The organism is Bacillus sp. LQ01 (assembly GCF_057624735.1).
In genome coordinates this window covers 806683-825798 of record NZ_JBYEZL010000002.1, presented here as the reverse complement: position 1 = coordinate 825798, position 19116 = coordinate 806683, and the positions used below count along the sequence as shown (strand labels likewise).

The following is a 19116-nucleotide window of genomic DNA, read 5'->3' as shown; positions in this document are numbered from 1 at the left end:
CAACGAGCCATCTCATTACACGCTTATAATAAAACTATTGTTTCTACTCATCCTTCCATTTTTGGAGCATATGAGTAGAAAAAAGTAAAAACCTCTTATTGACATAAGAGGTTTTTACTTTTTTCATTATTCAGCGTCTGTATTTTGATATGCCATCTTAAACAACTTCACTTGGCTATCAATTTCTTCTGTACTACTATTAATAACATAATAGTAATCACCATCTTTATTTTGTTCACGTGTTTTCACATTATCAGCTAATGTAAGCTGTAAAATCGCCTTAATTCGTGCCTTCATTTCAATATCTAATATCGGGAAAGATATTTCCACTCGCTTCTCCATATTTCGCGTCATCAAATCAGCTGAAGATAAATATATTTTCTCCTCCCCATTATGATGGAAATAATAAATACGGCTATGCTCTAAGTATCTTCCAACAACACTAACTACACGAATATTTTCACTTACATTTGGAATGCCAGGTCTTAAACAACATGTCCCTCGAACAATGAGCTCTACCTTTACTCCAGCTTGTGATGCTTCGTACATTTTTTTAATTAATGGTTTATCTGTTAATGAATTCATCTTAGCGATAATATATCCATTTCCATATTGCCTATGATAACGGATTTCTTCATCTATTAAATCTATAAATTGCTCTCTTATATCAAATGGAGCAACCGATAAATGATGAAAATGTGGCTTTGTTGTATAACCACTTAAATAATTAAAGAAATTGGTTGCATCAACCCCAAAGTCTTTTCTTGATGTAATATATCCAAAATCAGTATATAACTTCGCTGTTGCATCATTATAGTTTCCAGTTCCGAGATGTACGAACCTTTCGATTTTTCCGTTTTTTCTTCTTACAACTAATGTAATTTTACTATGTGTTTTCAAGTGACTTACACCGTAAATAACATGACAGCCTGCCTGTTCCAATTCTTTAGCCCAATGAACATTGTTTTCTTCATCAAATCTTGCCTTTAATTCAACTAATACTGTCACTTGTTTTCCCTTTTCAGCCGCTATCTTTAACGCCTGAATAATCGGTGAATCACCACTTACACGATATAACGTTTGTTTAATCGCAAGTACATTCGGATCGTCCGCCGCATCACGGACAAAATCAACTACCGGCTGAAATGATTCAAAAGGATGATGTAATAAAATATCATGCTCAATTGCTTTTTCAAATACATCTTCTTCATCACCTAAATCTTGAGGTGGTTGCGGAATAAGAGCCGGATATACAAGATGTTCATATAAAGGAGCTAGTTTTTTATATAAAGAAAACAAACATGTTAAATCTAATGGACCATCCATTATATATACATCTTCATCTTTTACTTCCAGAACCTCATATAATAACGCTAGTACTCTTTCATCAATGTGTTCTTTCCCAACTTCTAAACGAACAGCAGCCCCCCACTTACGCTTTTTTAATTCTTTTTCAATTACCTTTAATAAATCTCTCGCACCTTCTTCATGAATCGTTAAATCTGCATTGCGTGTAATACGGAAACGAGTAACAGATGATACTGTATATCCCGTAAATAATTTATGAGTAAAGCTACTAATTACGTCTTCTAATAAAATAAATTTATGCTTTTGCCCTTCGCTCGGTAAAATTATGAAGCGCTCAAGTAATGAAGGAACTTGCACAATTCCTAACTTCGTCCTGTTTTCCTCTTCCGCTTGCTTCTCATCATATAAAAGAGTAGCCAAATTCAAACTTTTGTTTAATAACATTGGAAATGGGCGATATGCATCAATAGCTACAGGAGTTAACACCGGAAAAATTTGCTCATCAAAATACTCTTCTATAAATTCTCGCTGCTCTTTCGTCAAATCATTGAATGTTAAACGTTCAATTCCCTCTAACTCAAGCGCTGGTAATACATAATTTTTAAATGTATCATATTGTACTGTCATTAGTGCATGGGCTTTTATCGCAATTTTATTTAATTGCTTTTTTGGTGTTAAGCCAGCTTTATTTTCTGGCTGATTAAATCCAGCACTCACTTGATCCTTTAATCCCGCTACACGTACCATAAAAAATTCATCTAAATTCGAACTAAAAATACTAATAAATTTCAATCTTTCCAAAAGTGGATTATTTGCATCTTGCGCTTCTTGTAAGACACGTTCATTAAATGCTAACCAACTTAACTCTCGATTATTGTAATAAGCTGTATCATTTAAATTTACTGCATTCCCCTTCAATAATTCCATTCTCTTCACACTTCCCCTTGAAACTTTTTCACTATAATTTAGTTACTTTTATTTTAGCAAATTACAATATTATAAAGTGTAATTTTTTTGTAAAGACATCCGTACAACCTAATGTTTTAGTTCGAATAACAAGTTAATATTCGTTTTTAACACTCTTTCTAACTGTTTTTTTTGTTTTTCAGCCTGCACTTTTTCCGCTAATGCCGATTGTTCACATAAAGCTTTAAATGTTAATCCTTCTTCGTTTTCTGTTATAGATATGGTATCAATAAGCGATCGTTGCCTTACATTTAAAGTAGCTGAAAATTGTAAAACAGCTCCTAACAGGCGGATTTTTTTTTGTTCGCTTTTATCAAACCAACCTTCAAATGGAGATAAATGTTGTTTAAATAACATTTTTGATTTATACGATGCAATAAGCGCTAGCCTTACTCGATCTTTATGCATCATGCCATCAATTGTCTTATTCGCTAATAAATAAAACGTATGTAAACGACTTGCTTCTTCGTCTATATATTTGCCTATATTAAATACTTTCGCTGCTTGATGGAACACTTCCCAGTCTTTTACTGACATAGAAATAAGCCCTATTTCCTCAAGTTGTTTGCAAATTAGTCTTCCATGTTTAATAAGCTGAATAACAAATTCCATGTCCATTTCGTATTCATGTGATAGTAAATGCAGACTTTCTTCAACTACGTTCGGATAATATGAAATCCCCAAATCTTTTGTCAACTCTTCATAGAAAACACCTTCTCTTAACCCTTTTCTACTTAATACAAATGCCGGTGCCTCTATAACATTAACAAGTGTATGAAATACTTCAACCGCTGGAATAATCGTATCTGCTCGATCTTTTGCCAATCCTTCCAATTTCTGAAGTTCTATGTACGACAATTTTTCCAATTCATCTTTTACACTTTCAATATCTTCTTCTTTCATCTTGTATAAATGTAATCCTGCTATAGGATAGCATATTAAATTTTGATGGATTTTCACTAAGTTCCTAGCACTACCACCAATTGCAATAAGAGGCAATTTCTTATTGATTAACCATGGTAACGTTCGAAATTGAAACTCTAAATACTGTTGCATTCCCTCTAACTCATCTTTAGTAGGAATATCCCCTTTAATAAATTGTTGCTTTAAAGAAAGTGCCCCAAATGGAAAACTATGGTACTCTAAAATCTCTCTATTTCTAAAGTATGTAACTTCTGTACTTCCCCCGCCGATATCTACCGTTATTCCTTCTGAAAACGATGTAGAATTCATAACCGCCAAGTATCCGTAACGCGCTTCCTCATACTCTGATAATACTCTAAGAGTAAAGTCCGTTTGTCCTTCAACAAGCTTTTTAATTTCCTCTTGATTCTCCGACTGTCTAATTGTTGCTGTTGCAACACAAAGTACATGATGCAACTGATGGAATCTTGTACTTTCTTGAAATTGAAATAATGTCTGTAATAATACTTCTATTCCCTCTTCATTCAACACACCATCAATTAAGTAATTCCTTAACCTAGCAACAACTTTCGTATTTTCAATCTCTTTATAAAAACCTCCATTTTGCTTTTCATAAATAACTAAACGCATTGTATTAGATCCAATATCTATAATGGCATACTGTTGTTTTAATATTTCTTTCAAACTTCTCACTCTTTCATTATCAAATTTCAAAAACATATTCTATTACTATTATACAAAATAGTTGTTTTTTGTAACAATATTGCTTTAATATTGAAAATATATACAATCACTTTTTGCGTATAATAAATACCTATTTTATTTATGGTATAATAATGAAAAATTGAAAGGAGATTCAATATGAAACCTTCACAACCACAATCTCAATTACAAAACCAACATTCTATTAATCGACTAGCTCAATCTATTTTCGTTGTGAATCGTCATGCTAAAGCAGCTACTAATCCTAAATATTTATACTGGTTAAAAAAGACAGCTTTAGAACGTTTGATTGCTGAAAAAAAAGCAATTAAAGAAGGATTACATTTTTCTAGAAACCCACGTTTTAGCCAACAACAATCTGATGTCCTTATACGTTTAGGCGATTATTTTTTCCACATCCCTCCTACGAAAGAAGATTTTCGAATTCTACCGCATCTTGGTCATCTTGAATCCTCCTATCGAAATCCGAAAACAACCTTATCTTTAACAGTGGCAAAAAAAACAATTCAAGATTATATTGGTCCTGAAGCATTAAAACAAGAAAAAAAATTAAGTGAACCTGTTCCATGGTATAGTCGTACTTATACAAAAAAATAAAACAGTTTGGCCAAGTGTAGGCCAAACTGTTTTATTTTTTCTCTTCTTTAATTTTAATATTTGCTTGTTTATAAAAAGCTACTTTTTCTGTATTATAAGACTTTGTGAATTCATTAAATTTATCTTTTTCTGACTCAATATCCTTATAAGATTGATTTACTACTTTTACTTTTTCACTAATATCTTTTAATTTAGTACCTTTATCTTGTAACATTGTATATAACTCTTTTTCTTGTTTTAAAGATTTGTCATAGCTGTCATACATTTTATTAAATGAATCGTGTCGTTTCTCATACGTGCTTTTCACTTTATCAGCTTGATCTTTCAATTTCTTATCTTCAATTTTCTTCACATACTTATCAGCTGACTTCACTTCTTCTTGCGCTTTATTTAAAACTTCTTTTTCTTTTGCAAGCACTTTTTCTCGTTCAGTTGTATTTTTCACTGCTTGATTCAGTTTTTCTTTAACAGTTTGATTATTATCTTTTCCTTCTTGAACAATCTGGTTATATAATTCTTGTCCTTCTTTCTCTAAAGTCTCAAGTTTTTTTGCATCTTCAAACATTGTTTTTTCTTGTTTAGCAGCGTTTTCAAACGCTACATATAATTCTTCTTCTGGTTTCGGACCGAAACAACCGGCTAATAAAATCATTGATAATGCAGTTACAATTGCTAATTTACTATATTTCAACATCTCTTCCTCCTACTTATAAACGACCATCGTGTAATATAAAAAAGTTATAAAATATGTAATTGTTCTATACACTCGCATCTTTTTTACGAAGATCATTAATATTGTTTGTACAAATTATTACTTGATATTACATTATTCTTTTTGAATTATTTAGCAATTCCATATCCATCTTTAAGTATACTACTTCGTGTTTTTTAAGGCCTGTTTACACTATGTATTACTTTAATGTCCACGGAATTTCACCTCAGTCTTAATAAGACTATAATAGTTCACCTGATAAAAGGTGATCGCTCCGCTCTCACGTCTATCATTCCCTTTCCAGCTTTCTATCAATTAATCTCTTTGTTCATTTTACACAGTACAATCGATATCTCGCAACAACTTACAAATATTCTTTTCATTTCCTAAAAAGGAAAAGTGTAGAGCTTGCTTTCCTCTACACTTTTAAAATAAAACACACTGTGCAAATTGCATTGACACTACCATCATAATTATATGCTTATTTCATATATTTTTAAAGACTTTTATTACAAACGTGGCGTTTTTTTGTAATAAAAGTCAAAAAAATGTTACAAATAAAACATCTTCCTATCATATATCTTCAAATCAAAGCTTCACTCATTTTCTTGCAAATTTCTATACTGGTACAATTGATTTTGCGACTTTCTCAACAGTTCTTCAAACGTTTTTCCTTCTACTGGATAGCTAGCTGCTCCAAATAAAAGAGTGACACTGAGTAAATCACCTTCTATTTCACTTTCAATATTTTTCATTAATCGTTTTGTTATTGTTGATGTTTCATGACCATTATCAATTGCTACAATAACGTACTTATTTTCATCCCACTTTGTAACAACATCGCCCTTCCGAATTGTCTTTACAATGGTACTCTCTAATTTTTGTACTAATACTCCCAACTTTTTTTCTTGCAACGTGTCTTTTAATCCTTCCCATTCTTTTACAGAAAGAATGTACACTGTAATATTACGAGAATCTCTTTCAGATAAAGCAGCTACTTTCCCAAAAAAATCAACAACAAAATCATTGCTTGCCATTCCTCCTACTTCCATACCCATACGCTCGTTCGCTCTTTTATCGTACCAATGTCCAAAATAATAACTTAGTATCATTTGCAATATATAAATAATAAAGACGGTATAAAATGATCGTGAATCCAGTTTTGCAATTACATCCTGAAGTGCAATCCATTCTGTAACTGCCACAGTATTGCCAAGCAATAATCCACTAATTTTCCCTTTATGTTTCATACTTTTCCCCCTTTTATACCAATATATGTTTCTATATCAATAATGTTTTTCTACAAAATAAAAAATGTACATATGCAATGTACATTTCTGCTTAAGCTTGTATACCTTTTCTACTCTATTTCATATATATATATAATATAACTTTTATAGAAAGGAGTAATCTATATGCTACAAAAAGAGAATCTATCAGATGCTATGCGTTTACTAGCTGGTTTTCTATTATCATTAAAATTATTATTTACCTCTTTCGGCATACACTTTATTACAAACGATCAAATCGACGCTATTGTTAATGTTGTTTCATTTTTATTTATTCTATACTTTGGCTACAAAAATAACTATGTAGGAAAAAAAGGAATAGAGCAAAAGAAAATACTCAAAAAACACAACCTTCACTAAAAAAGGAACCTTTTGTACAGGTTCCTTTTTATCATTGACGCACAACAACTTCATTTGTTTGCAGTGGGCCATATGATATCTCTTTATCTTGAAATGTATATGTAGCCTGAAAGAATGTTTGTTTAAGAGCTTTATCTTTATTAGCTTTTATTTTACAACGTAGTTCCACCTTCTCATTCGGTAACAAATCATCAATTCGCCATCTAACAAGCTGGAATAAAAACTCACTTATCCCCTTATCAACTTTTAAAGAATTAGGAATATAAGCAAAGTAATCTCGAATCATATGACTTACAACAACTCTCGAAATCATTTCTACCCCTTTATTTTCCACTTCAATTCGCATAATAAGTATGTCGTTTACATCGTAGGTCAATTCATACGAAAACTGTTCTGTATACATACTACCAATTTGTAATGTAACGGCTACTTGAGGAAATTCGTTTTCCTTTTTCGATCCGTCAATCCACAATACTGGTTGTAGCGGTATTGAATACTTTCCTGTATCCGAAATTCGTCCCCATATTTTCATAATATATATTCACCTCATTTCAGATGTAACATACACACAATGAATTCCCCAAATCACTAAAGCTTGCTACAAGCAATGTTTAATATTTCTCTTCCTTTTATCCTATTCGACAATATGAAGAAAAAACCATTTTTCATCTATTAACAGAAGGTGTTCTTTATGAAATTTTTTTACAATTTACTTCATTTCCTTTATAGCAATATTCAGTATGGCTCACTCGTTCTCTACTCATACGAAAGAATATTTTGACGGAAGAAAAAGTTTGCCTTATAGTCAAATTTGACTATAATATTCTTTATGGCATATCAGTGCACTTATGGAAAAGGAATTAAAATCAACTATACATTTAAAATTTTTTATCCACTGCACTCAAAACTTAATATAGTTTACTTATTTCTAAAGGAGGGTTATATTTGGAAACTCAACCATTAAAAAAAGACGCCAACAAGACAAAATTTGTTGTTGCTGGTTTACTGCTTGGTATATTAATGGCCGCAATGGATAATACAATCGTTGCAACCGCAATGGCAACAATCGTTGGAGACCTAGGAGGATTTGATAAGTTTGTTTGGGTCACATCAGCTTATATGGTAGCAACAATGGCAGGGATGCCTATCTTCGGGAAACTTTCTGATATGTACGGGCGGAAACGTTTTTATATTGGTGGCCTCATTCTTTTCTTATTCGGTTCTGCTCTTTGCGGAACAGCTTCAAGTATTGAGCAATTAAGTATTTATAGAGCTATTCAAGGTATCGGTGGTGGTGCCCTTATGCCTATCGCCTTCACAATTATGTATGATATCTTCCCACCAGAAAAACGCGGGAAGATGACAGGACTATTCGGTGCTGTTTTTGGGACATCTAGTGTATTCGGTCCTTTATTAGGTGCTTATATTACTGACTATATAAGTTGGCATTGGGTCTTCTATATTAATATTCCATTAGGACTTATCTCCTTTTTCTTCATTACTAAATACTACAGTGAGTCTCTAGAATTTAGAAAACAAAAAATTGATTGGGCTGGTGCTATTACACTTGTCATAAGTATCGTTTGCTTAATGTTCGCATTAGAACTTGGTGGTAAGGAATATGCCTGGAATTCCACTGTAATTATTGGCTTATTTACAACAGTATTTATTACGCTTATTATTTTCTTCTTTGTAGAACGAAAAGCAACCGAGCCTATTATTTCGTTCCATCTATTTAAAAAACCTTTATTCGCAGCTAGCCAAGGAGTTGCCTTTTTCTATGGTGCCGCTTTTATTATCTGTACAGTTTATATTCCAATCTTCATTCAAGGCGTTCTTGGAGGTTCCGCCTCTAATGCTGGATTAATTTTAACACCAATGATGGTTGGTTCTGTAATTGGAAGTCAAACAGGAGGACAATTAGCTTCTCGAACAAGCTATCGTAACATTATGATGGTATCTGGTGTCTTCTTCGTTCTTGGTATTTATTTATTAAGTACTTTAACAATGGACACACCTCGTTTACTCGTAACACTATTTATGATTCTCGCTGGGCTTGGTGTTGGTTTCTCATTCTCAGTATTAAGTATGTCTTCTATTCACAAGTTGGAAATGCGGGACCGTGGTTCGGCGACATCAACAAACTCATTCTTCCGATCACTCGGTATGACTCTTGGTGTAACGATTTTCGGTACAATTCAAAATCATATTTTTACAGATAAACTAAACTCTGTATTTCCCCCTGAACTAGCAAAATTAGCTCCAAAAGGCGGAGACACAAGTTTCTTATTATCACCAGGCGCTACCGCAAAAATTCCTGCTGAAATATTAGCGGGTATTAAAGAAGCTCTCGCTACATCTATTGCGAATACATTCTTCTGGGCACTCATCCCGGCTGTACTAAGTATTATTTGTATTTTACTTATGGGAAATGAACGCCTCTTTACAGGCCCTAAAAAGAAAGAAAAACAAAAGCAAGTTAGTTAATATAAAAAAGAAGCGGCATATTCCTTTATGAAAAAGGATATGCCGTTTATAATATGTATAAAGTGAAACTTTAATCAGTGGGGGGGTGTGTTCATCCCCCACTGATTATTAGCCCTCACCAATCGGGCTTTTACGGGCAGTTAATCCCCACCTAACTTCTTTGCTTCCGCTGAATTTTTGGGTGGGGATCTTACTGGATAAAGTTTTTATATACAGGAGTTGAGACAGCATGAGCATGAAATTAGTCATTCTCGGCTTGCTACTCGAAGGAGATAAACATCCATATGAAGTGCAGCATATTATGAAAGAACGACAAATGGATTGTTACATTAAATATGCTAAAGGATCACTTTATTACGCCTTCGAGCAATTAGAAAAGCAAGGCGCAATTCATATTACAAATGTAATTAGAGACACAAATCGACCTGACAAAACGATTTTTCATATAACAGAAGAAGGCAAAAAACTATTCCATACTTTACTATTAAAACAATTCGAAGCCAAAAACCAAATATATAAACCTATTTATTCAGCCTTATCTTTCGCTCACTTTAGCAATGATCACGAATTAGTTCCTATTTTAGAAAAAAAGAAAAACGATACTCTTCAATATTTACATACTATGCAAACGATATATGATTGTAATAAAGGAAAGGTTCCACGTGCACAACTATATATTTTGCAAAGTGTAATTGAGCATATTACAGTTGAATTACAATGGCTAAACACCCTCCTTAAAGATGCTATAGCAGGCCGACTTTCAGAAGTTGCTATAGATGAAAATTGAGCTATGAAAGAAGACATCCCTACTTCTTTCATAGCTCAATTTCTCTTTTTATACTGTAATATTATTAGTTAATCCAGGATGAAAAGTCATAATAATAAGAAATAAAAACTTTTGAATTTTCTTATTTCAAAACAGTAGACAAAATTCCAAAAATTGTGTTAGAATTTGTTTCAATATCATATCGCTTGTTAAATTCCTTTCAAAAGGAAAATAGGTACACGAAAGTTTCGTTTCGTGTTTAAAAGGGAAGCTTGGTGAAACTCCAACACGGTCCCGCCACTGTAAATGCTGAGATTTCTTTTTGGTGCCACTGTGAAAACGGGAAGGTGAAAGAAATTATATGAAGCATAAGTCAGGAGACCTGCCTGTTTTAACAACACTGATAGATTCACGGATGATGATGAGGTGTTAAAACAAAAAGGAAGGCTTATTTTCTATGTCTTTGTACTTTTTGTTATAGGTATTTCCTAGTAAACGGAAATGCTTACTTTCAATTAGGGAGGAATTTAAAATGGCAATTCAAACAAGTAACTTAGGTTATCCACGTATCGGACTACAACGAGAGTGGAAAAAAACATTGGAAGCTTTTTGGTCCAATAAAATCGATGAAGAACAATTTTTAACAACAATGAAAGAAATTCGCCTTCAACACGTAAAAGTACAGCAAGAAAAAGGGATTGAACTCATTCCAATTGGCGACTTTACATATTATGATCACGTTTTGGATACTGCCTATATGCTAGGATTTATTCCATCACGTTTTTCTGAGTTTACATCTTACCTTGATGTATATTTCGCAATGGCGCGTGGCTCTAAAGATCACGTAGCTTCCGAAATGACAAAATGGTTTAACACAAACTATCACTATATCGTTCCTGAATATGAAGAGGGATTACAAATCTCTTTAAAAGATAATCGCCCACTTCGCTTATACGAAGAGGCAAAACAAGAATTAGGAGTAGATGGAAAGCCTGTTATTTTAGGACCATATACTTTCTTAAAATTAGCTAAAGGCTATACACAAGAACAATTTCCTAACATTTTAAAACAGTTAGTTGCACCTTACGTACAACTGCTTTCAGAACTACATGCAGCTGGGGCACAAGCCATTCAAGTTGATGAACCGATTTTCGCTTCTTTAACTAAAAAAGAAGTTCAACAAGCAAAAGAAATTTATGAAGCTATTCGTAAAGAAGTTCCAAATGCGACTCTTCTTTTACAAACATATTTTGATAGCGTAGAAGAAAACTATGAAGAAATTATTACATTCCCGGTATCCGGTATTGGATTAGATTTCATTCATGGTAAAGAAGGTAATCTAAATGCTATTTCAAAATATGGATTCCCAGCTGATAAAACTTTAGCTGTCGGTTGTATAGATGGCCGTAACATTTGGAGAGCTGACCTTGATGAAGTTCTTGAGTTATTTACAACGTTACAAAAACAAGTCCAAACGAAAGATATCATCGTTCAGCCTTCTTGTAGCTTATTGCATACACCAATCGATAAAACAGAAGAAACTCACTTATCGACTGAGCTGTTTGATGCGTTAGCATTTGCAAATCAAAAATTAGAAGAGTTAGTTCTTATTCATTCCGCTCTCACTCAAGGTACAGAAAGCATTAGTAATGAGCTGGAAACATATCGAAACGTACATCATACAATTCGTTCATCTGCTGCACGTAACCGAGAAGATGTCAAAGCAGCACGAACAGCACTAAAAGAAGAAGATTTTTCACGTCCTCTTCCATTTGAAAAACGATACGAATTACAACAAGTTGCTCTAGAGTTACCGCTATTACCAACAACGACTATTGGTAGCTTCCCGCAAACAACTGAAGTTCGTCAAACGCGAAAAGAATGGCGTAACGGTGTTATTTCAAATGACCAATATGAACAATTTATTGAAAAAGAGACAGAAAAATGGATTCGTTACCAAGAAGAAATTGGGCTTGATGTACTTGTACATGGTGAATTTGAAAGAACTGACATGGTCGAATATTTTGGTGAGCGCCTTGCTGGTTTCTCATTCACTAAAAACGGTTGGGTACAATCATACGGTTCCCGCTGCGTAAAACCACCTGTTATTTATGGTGATGTAGCCTTTATTAACGGCATGACTATTAAGGAAACAGTTTATGCACAAAGCTTAACAGAGAAAGTTGTAAAAGGAATGTTAACCGGACCTGTTACAATTTTAAATTGGTCCTTCGTTCGAAATGATATTCCAAGAAAAGAAGTTTCGTATCAAATTGCACTAGCTCTTCGTCACGAAATTGAACTACTTGAATCTTCTGGAATTAGAGTAATCCAAGTCGATGAGCCCGCACTTCGTGAAGGAATGCCACTAAAAGAAAAAGATTGGGATGCTTATATTACATGGGCAGTACAATCCTTCCTTTTAGCAACTTCTTCTGTAGCAAATGAAACACAAATTCATACTCATATGTGTTACAGTAACTTCGAAGATATTGTTGACGCGATTCGCGCATTAGATGCAGATGTAATTTCTATCGAAACATCAAGAAGTCACGGAGAATTTATTGATACATTAAAACATACAACATATGAAAAAGGCATTGGCCTAGGTGTATATGATATTCATAGCCCACGTGTACCGAGTAAAGATGAAATGTATAAAATCGTAGAACAATCTTTAGAAGTATGTGATCCTAAATATTTCTGGATTAATCCCGATTGTGGTTTAAAAACGAGAAGAACAGAAGAAGTTATTCCAGCTTTAGAACATATGGTGCAAGCAGCGAAAGATGCTCGTTCCCTTTTAAAAACAAACGCATAACAAAAATGGGTTATCCTTTTCTCAGGATAACCCATTTTTTATTCTTTACTTTCAAAAAAGAATTCATATTGTATTTTATATAATTCATCATCCGTTGGCTCTTCAAGAGGAATTGCTTGTAATACAACTGTATACTCACCATTTGGAATAGGTATTTGAAATTTATTAGAAAGAATACTCGTTATAACGATACTTTCATTTTCAACTGTAAAAGGAACCGTAATCGTTCTAACTACTTCTTCTTTTTCAATATGTTTCCCTGGGGTCACTTTCACTTCACAAGTATAATCAGAAAGTGCTTCAAAAATAACAGTTCCATCTGCCTTAGCATAACCTCTTTCAAAATCTTCATCAGTCCAATCTACATAAGGCTGCTCACCGTCATAGTTCATCAACATTAATTGCGAATAAGAAATCGTTAACTCCATAGTTCCCCTTCTCCTTCATTATGAAATATACAACTACTACTTCACTTCAAATTTTACTCGCGTACCATCTGGGTATTTATCTAACTTATTCCCTACCCAAGAGCCTGCTCCGCGGTTATCCGCCGGACTTATATATTCAATATGTGCTCCTTTTCCGCCTTCCTTGCACATCGCCATTGGCCATTCATCACGATCATACCCTTTTTTTGATGGATATGGTGCTAACGACAATTTCCTTCTATCTGCAGCACCACCACGATCGATTGTACAAACTTCTGAATGCCCTTCTTTTATAGCATCCGTAATATGTTTTCCTGTCTCTGGATAACGTTCTTTCGGAAATTCTAACACTTGATCATACGTATTCGTTTTCTTTACACTTGTTTCCTCTGGCACAAGTACTTCATAAACTGCTACTAAAATAGACAGAATTGCGATAATTGAAATGATAATACCTTTTAATTGCTTCATGTATACCTCCATGTTTCTACCAGTTTCTTTTCCTCCGTTATTATAACAAACTTCTCCTGTATATGTTTTCAGACATTATTTTAGTTATTCCTTGCCATTCCGCCAAAAATTTTCATTTTTTCACTAATGCTGTAGAAAACTAATAGCCTTCCGACATTCTTTTTCAAAGGAAGTCCTCATAAAAGATTGAAATGATATATACGATACTTTTTGGGGAGGAAATATGATGGAAGCTACCTATAAAACGAAAGATGTCACGAATAAAACAGGCATCCCAAAACATATAGTTCGCAAATATAGTCAGCTGTTAGAGGAACATGGTTATATGATTTCCAAAACAGCTGATGCTCGTATTTATAAACTTGATGATTTAAAACTATTGAAATCTATACACGAAAGAGCTGCTACATTACAAGAAGATATTTCAGAAACGATACCGATTATTTTAAAAGAAAAAGAGGCCCCACCTGTACCAGTTATACAAGATAAGCAAGAGATACAAACGAAAGAAAAAGAAGATGGGCGTAACTTTGAGGAGTTCATGTTAAAACTTGAAATGCTAGCTCAATTAAATGAAGCAATTATTCATCAAAATTCTACTCTAATTACACAAAATCGTTTAAAGGATGAGAAACTAGACGAATTGATGCAACAAGTTTATGTAAAAGAAGGCTCTCAAGAAAAAATGCTTCAAGAGTTAGTCGATCACGCCGCTCAAACAGATGCACTGCAAAAAGAAAAGATGGACTTATTAATGAATCATATGTATAAACGAGAATCCAAACAGGAAGAAAAAATGAATAAACTTGTTAGTCAAATTTATAACAAAGACAGTAACCGTGATGCACAGCTTATGCAAGTTATTCGAGAAATTCAAGAAACAAAAAGAATGGTTGCTGCCTCAAAAGAGCAAAGCTTCTTTCAATCATTTAAAAGTTTATTTAGCCGAGCAAAACAAGAAAAAACAAATGAATAAACAATATAAAATAAAAAGTTACCTTTCATCGGTAACTTTTATTCCTTATTTTGTACAGCTGGTAATATAATAATTGCTTCAGTGCCTTTTCCACTTTCACTCTTATATTCCAATGTACCATTATGCGCTTGTAAAATACTAAATGTTACCATAAGTCCTAATCCTGTCCCTTTTTCTTTTAAAGAATAATATGGTTGCCCAAGCCTTGCTAACTGTTCTTTCGTCATACCAACACCACTATCTTTAACTCTTATTATGATTGTTTCATCTTTTTGAATAGCTGTTACTTTTAAATATCCTTTATTTCCTTGAATTGCTTCAATACCATTTTTAACAACATTCATAATAGCTTGCTTCAATTTTGTCTTATCACCAATCGTATAAAGACTTTCTGAAATTTCAACTTGTAAATATACACCTTGCATCGCTGCAAATGACGACATAAGAGTGGTCATTTCTATTAATTGGGCTGATAAACAAATGTGTTCTTTTTTCTCAATTTGCGGCCTTGCTAAATTTAAGTAATCTGAAATAATTTGTTCCGCCCGATCCAATTCAGCTAATACAAGACGCATATAATCCTTATTCTTCACATCTTCCGTACTTTCTAGCAATTGGATAAATCCACGAACAACAGTTAGTGGATTTCGAACTTCATGTGCCACACTTGCTGCTAACTCACTTACAATATTAAGCTTTTCTGATTTTTGCATCTCTGTACGTAGCAATGCATTTTCATTTAAATATTCAGTTAAATACACCTGAAATACCATTGTCATGACCATGATAAGCGAGGCAAATATAAATCCGCTATATATTTGCGAAATATACGGTGTAAATCCTGTTTCCAAAAGAACATTAATCATGCCTAATACTAAAGAAACAAGCACATAAAATGATGAAATCATAAATGCTAAAATTAATTTCTTATCCCTTGAAAAAAGAGACCATTTCTTTGATAAAAATAGCGGAACTATCAATAGAAATATTACTTCTAAAACTGGAAGAAAGCTCATTCCCTTTAGTAACCATTCATATGCAACAAAAATAACCGCTGGGATTAAACCAACAATCCCACCATATAAAAAACCACTGACAATTGGAATGGGGTGAAAGTTATACCCACACACATTGCCAAAACAAATAGAGTATGTCATGGAGAGAACGAGCGTAACGCTAGATAAAAACATAATAAAGTAACGATTTGGCTTCGGAGGCATTTCTTGATAGCGATTTAAACGAATCGCTTCATATAAAAATAGTGGCAAAATTATGATGGCAATTTGAATCAATAAATCACGGATAAGCTCCATAACCTCTCATCCCCTATATGTATTTTGATATGATTATATCATTTTATAGGTGTATTTGTTTTAAAATTTTGATTTTTCTTAACATATTTGTTAATTCTTTGTTAACAACTCATAATAATTGTTACAGATTTTCGAAATGATTGTAAACCCTGTACCAAATTTCCTTCGTGCAGTATACAATGAATACGGATTACAAAGAAAATATAAAAATACTTTTTTAGACGGACAATTATAGCAAAATACAGCATATAATCCATACTATCTATGTTTACAAATAAGTGATCATTACTTTAGTAGGAGGAAGATAAATATGGCGGGTACTACGCTTGTTTTAAAAGAAGAAAATTTGGTTGTTCTAGAAAATGTTGAAAAATCAGTATATGAAGAGTTACAGCATAAAGCGGGAGATGAAAACTGCACATGTGCTGTAAACGAATCAGTCGTTCACCTTGGCAAGGTATCCTCTGTACTCTGGAATGAAGATGAAATAGATTGGGAATACGGATATTAAAAAGTCGCTTATAGCGGCTTTTTTTCTCTTTTCTCTCTCTTTCTAAATAACATATACAAAGCGTAATCATAGAAAATATGATAAAATGAACTTAATTTTCAAACGGAAGAAAGGGAGATACAATGGAACAATTCATTAACCCTAGAGTGAAGGACATCCAAATTTCTGGAATCCGTCAGTTCTCTAACATGATTCAAAACTATGATAATTTGATTTCTTTAACAATTGGACAACCCGATTTCCCTACACCTTCTCTCGTGAAAGAAGCGGCTAAACGGGCTATTACAGAAAACTATACAAGCTATACACATAACGCTGGTTTACTAGAATTACGTAAGGCAGCTTGTAACTTCGTAAAAGATAACTACGATTTACATTATTCACCTGAAAACGAAACCATCGTTACAATCGGTGCTAGCGAAGCAATTGATGTTGCATTCCGAACGATTTTAGAGCCAGGAACAGAAGTAATTTTACCTGCTCCTATTTATCCAGGCTACGAACCTATTATTCGATTATGCGGTGCAACGCCTATTTTTGTAGATGTTCGTGAAACTGGATTTCGTTTAACAGCTGAAGCGCTTAAAAATGCTATTACAGAAAAAACAAGATGTATCGTACTACCGTATCCTTCTAACCCAACCGGTGTAACTTTATCAACAGAAGAGCTAAAAGATATTGTAGATGTTTTAAAAGATAAAAATATTTTCGTCCTTTCAGATGAAATTTATAGCGAGCTTGTATATGAACAAAAGCATACAACTATCGCTCATTTCCCAGAAATGCGTGAAAAAACAATTGTCATTAACGGTTTATCTAAATCACATTCTATGACTGGCTGGCGTGTTGGACTTTTATTTGCACCAAGTTATTTAGCAGGACACATATTAAAAGTTCATCAATACAATGTAACGTGTGCTACTTCAATCGCTCAATACGCTGCAATTGAAGCATTAACAGCAGCTAAAGACGCACCAAAAATGATGCGCCACCAATATAAAAAACGCCGTGATTACGTATATAATAGACTCACTCAAATGGGATTAACAGTTGAAAAGCCAACAGGTGCATTTTACTTATTCCCATATGTTGGTCATTTGACATCTTCATCATTTGATTTTGCACTTGATCTTGTCAAAGAAGCGGGACTAGCTGTAGTTCCTGGAACAGCATTCTCTGAATACGGTGAAGGCTACCTTCGCTTGTCCTATGCGTATAGTATCGAAACTTTAAAAGAAGGCTGCGACCGATTAGAAGCCTTTCTAATGAAAAAAGCTAAGAGTTAAACTCTTAGCTTTTTTATGCATAATGATCACAAGTTTGACGTTTTAGTAATTTATGAGGAATAATGATACACTTTGCAGTGGATTCTGCATTCTCTACTTTATCAACTAAAGCTTTTGCTGCCTCATATCCTAGCTGATAAATATTCACATCAACTGTCGAAAGTGGAGGGCTCGCAATTTCTGATAATAAAGCATTATTAAAGCTTACAATAGAAACATCTTTCGGTACAACGAATCCTTTTTTAGAAAGAGCACTTAACACACCAAGTCCAATTAAGTCATCCGTTGCCATAATTGCCGTTGGCGGTTGCTGCAGTCCCATTAATTCCTCAACAGCTTGTTGACCACTTTCCCTCGAAAAATCAAAATGTAAAATATATTCTTTTGGTAATACAATGTCTGCTAATTTCAAGGCATCACTCATACCAGCTAAACGATCTCTCGTTACAAGTAAATCTGATCCACCACCAATGAACGCGATTTGCTTATGCCCTAATGAAATTAAATATTCTGCCACTTCTCTTGCAGCTGTATAATTGTCATTATCTACATATGTAATTTCATCTTTTCGATCATATGGTTTTCCTATTAAAACAAACGGGAAATTTTGTTCATGTAAATATTGAATAATCCGATCATTCTCCCTTGAATATAAAAGAATAATGCCACCAATTTGGCGTCCCTGTACCATCTTTACGACACCATTAAAAATTTCTTCTTCCGTTTCACCTGTCGACATGTAAAGCGCATAACCTTCTACGTGTGCAAATGAACTAATCCCTCTTATAACTTCTGGGAAAAATGGATTTTGAAAAGCTTTACTTGCAGAACTTGGCATAACAAGACCAAGTGTTTTCGTCGTTTGGTTCGCAAGATTTCTCGCATTTAAATTGGGATGATACCCTAATTCACTCATCACTTTCCTAACACGGCGCTTTGTCTTTTCACTTATACTTGGATTATCAGCAATTACACGAGAAACTGTTGATGGTGCAACATTCGCTTGCTTCGCCACATCTTTAATTGTAACTGTCATAAAAATCCCCCTCCTCTCATTTCTCTGCCATTTTTCATATATTTTATCTCGCACTCATTGCAAGTCATAAACTTTCATTTCTTATATCTTGCAAAACTAATCCTATTCTCCCTCTTCATGTATTGTAAGGGATATAGCTATT

The 19116-nt window shown here is 33.7% G+C and carries 17 protein-coding genes and 1 riboswitch; of the genes, 8 read left to right on the top strand and 9 right to left on the bottom strand.

The genetic code is table 11. From position 1 onward, the window contains the following. Positions 1-126: 126 nt before the first annotated feature. Together AC22L0_RS16770 and AC22L0_RS16765 are read right to left on the bottom strand one after the other, a co-directional pair. Entirely contained in the window at positions 127-2235 is a 2109-nt protein-coding gene (locus tag AC22L0_RS16770; RefSeq protein WP_000421677.1) for a polyphosphate kinase, read from the bottom strand. A gap of 108 nt (positions 2236-2343) precedes the next feature. Continuing rightward, a complete protein-coding gene (locus tag AC22L0_RS16765; protein ID WP_050552234.1) occupies positions 2344-3918 on the bottom strand; it encodes a Ppx/GppA family phosphatase in 1575 nt (524 codons plus the stop codon). Between the two features lie 141 nt (positions 3919-4059). Between AC22L0_RS16765 and AC22L0_RS16760 the strand changes: the two genes are divergently transcribed. Beyond that, positions 4060-4518: a YkyB family protein gene (locus AC22L0_RS16760; protein WP_000804862.1), complete on the top strand. Its 459-nt coding sequence runs from the start codon at positions 4060-4062 to the stop codon at positions 4516-4518. A gap of 31 nt (positions 4519-4549) precedes the next feature. On the opposite strand, the gene AC22L0_RS16755 is transcribed toward AC22L0_RS16760, so the two are convergent. Together AC22L0_RS16755 and AC22L0_RS16750 are read right to left on the bottom strand one after the other, a co-directional pair. Continuing rightward, positions 4550-5212: a YkyA family protein gene (locus tag AC22L0_RS16755; protein ID WP_000922482.1), complete on the bottom strand. Its 663-nt coding sequence runs from the start codon at positions 5210-5212 to the stop codon at positions 4550-4552. A gap of 614 nt (positions 5213-5826) precedes the next feature. Next, positions 5827-6480, bottom strand: coding sequence for a diguanylate cyclase domain-containing protein (locus tag AC22L0_RS16750; RefSeq protein ID WP_000680811.1), 654 nt, complete (start codon positions 6478-6480; stop codon positions 5827-5829). Positions 6481-6645: 165 nt separating this feature from the next. Here AC22L0_RS16750 and AC22L0_RS16745 point away from each other — a divergent pair, with 165 nt between their 5' ends. Then, positions 6646-6879, top strand: coding sequence for an SPP1 phage holin family protein (locus AC22L0_RS16745; protein ID WP_000939446.1), 234 nt, complete (start codon positions 6646-6648; stop codon positions 6877-6879). Positions 6880-6910: 31 nt separating this feature from the next. On the opposite strand, the gene AC22L0_RS16740 is transcribed toward AC22L0_RS16745, so the two are convergent. Beyond that, entirely contained in the window at positions 6911-7411 is a 501-nt protein-coding gene (locus AC22L0_RS16740) for a hypothetical protein (protein ID WP_000708120.1), read from the bottom strand. A gap of 413 nt (positions 7412-7824) precedes the next feature. Here AC22L0_RS16740 and AC22L0_RS16735 point away from each other — a divergent pair, with 413 nt between their 5' ends. The 3 genes from AC22L0_RS16735 to metE all read left to right on the top strand — a co-directional run bounded on the left by AC22L0_RS16735 (position 7825) and on the right by metE (position 12953). Next, complete coding sequence (locus tag AC22L0_RS16735) at positions 7825-9366, top strand: MDR family MFS transporter (protein ID WP_000449898.1); 1542 nt, start codon at positions 7825-7827, stop codon at positions 9364-9366. A gap of 229 nt (positions 9367-9595) precedes the next feature. Next, a complete protein-coding gene (locus tag AC22L0_RS16730) occupies positions 9596-10153 on the top strand; it encodes a PadR family transcriptional regulator (protein WP_000062063.1) in 558 nt (185 codons plus the stop codon). Between the two features lie 195 nt (positions 10154-10348). Next, positions 10349-10536, top strand: a riboswitch (cobalamin riboswitch). 128 nt (positions 10537-10664) lie between these two features. Further along, positions 10665-12953 (top strand): 5-methyltetrahydropteroyltriglutamate--homocysteine S-methyltransferase, encoded by a 2289-nt coding sequence (gene metE, locus AC22L0_RS16725; protein ID WP_001007604.1) that lies wholly within the window; start codon positions 10665-10667, stop codon positions 12951-12953. A 38-nt stretch (positions 12954-12991) separates the two neighbouring features. Here the strand turns inward: metE and comJ are convergent, their stop codons facing one another. Both comJ and nucA read right to left on the bottom strand, forming a co-directional pair. After that, the gene (gene comJ, locus AC22L0_RS16720; RefSeq protein WP_000424030.1) at positions 12992-13381 is read right to left on the bottom strand and encodes a competence protein ComJ; all 390 of its coding nucleotides are present in this window, start codon (positions 13379-13381) and stop codon (positions 12992-12994) included. A 36-nt stretch (positions 13382-13417) separates the two neighbouring features. Further along, positions 13418-13852, bottom strand: a complete 435-nt coding sequence (gene nucA / locus AC22L0_RS16715) for a DNA-entry nuclease (RefSeq protein WP_000811494.1) — start codon at positions 13850-13852, stop codon at positions 13418-13420. A gap of 226 nt (positions 13853-14078) precedes the next feature. Between nucA and AC22L0_RS16710 the strand changes: the two genes are divergently transcribed. After that, entirely contained in the window at positions 14079-14828 is a 750-nt protein-coding gene (locus AC22L0_RS16710; RefSeq protein WP_000388471.1) for a DUF3967 domain-containing protein, read from the top strand. A 38-nt stretch (positions 14829-14866) separates the two neighbouring features. Here AC22L0_RS16710 and kinB read toward each other — a convergent pair whose 3' ends face one another. Then, a complete protein-coding gene (gene kinB / locus AC22L0_RS16705; protein WP_000420369.1) occupies positions 14867-16141 on the bottom strand; it encodes a sporulation sensor histidine kinase KinB in 1275 nt (424 codons plus the stop codon). Between the two features lie 310 nt (positions 16142-16451). On the opposite strand from kinB, the gene AC22L0_RS16700 reads away from it, so the two are divergent. Both AC22L0_RS16700 and AC22L0_RS16695 read left to right on the top strand, forming a co-directional pair. Then, positions 16452-16652, top strand: a complete 201-nt coding sequence (locus AC22L0_RS16700; protein ID WP_000929277.1) for a hypothetical protein — start codon at positions 16452-16454, stop codon at positions 16650-16652. Between the two features lie 122 nt (positions 16653-16774). Continuing rightward, the gene (locus AC22L0_RS16695) at positions 16775-17938 is read left to right on the top strand and encodes an aminotransferase A (RefSeq protein WP_087967380.1); all 1164 of its coding nucleotides are present in this window, start codon (positions 16775-16777) and stop codon (positions 17936-17938) included. A 13-nt stretch (positions 17939-17951) separates the two neighbouring features. Here AC22L0_RS16695 and malR read toward each other — a convergent pair whose 3' ends face one another. Beyond that, positions 17952-18974 carry a maltose operon transcriptional repressor MalR gene (gene malR, locus AC22L0_RS16690; protein WP_000219053.1) on the bottom strand — a complete coding sequence of 341 codons (1023 nt, stop codon included), beginning with the start codon at positions 18972-18974 and terminating at the stop codon, positions 17952-17954. Positions 18975-19116: the final 142 nt, after the last annotated feature.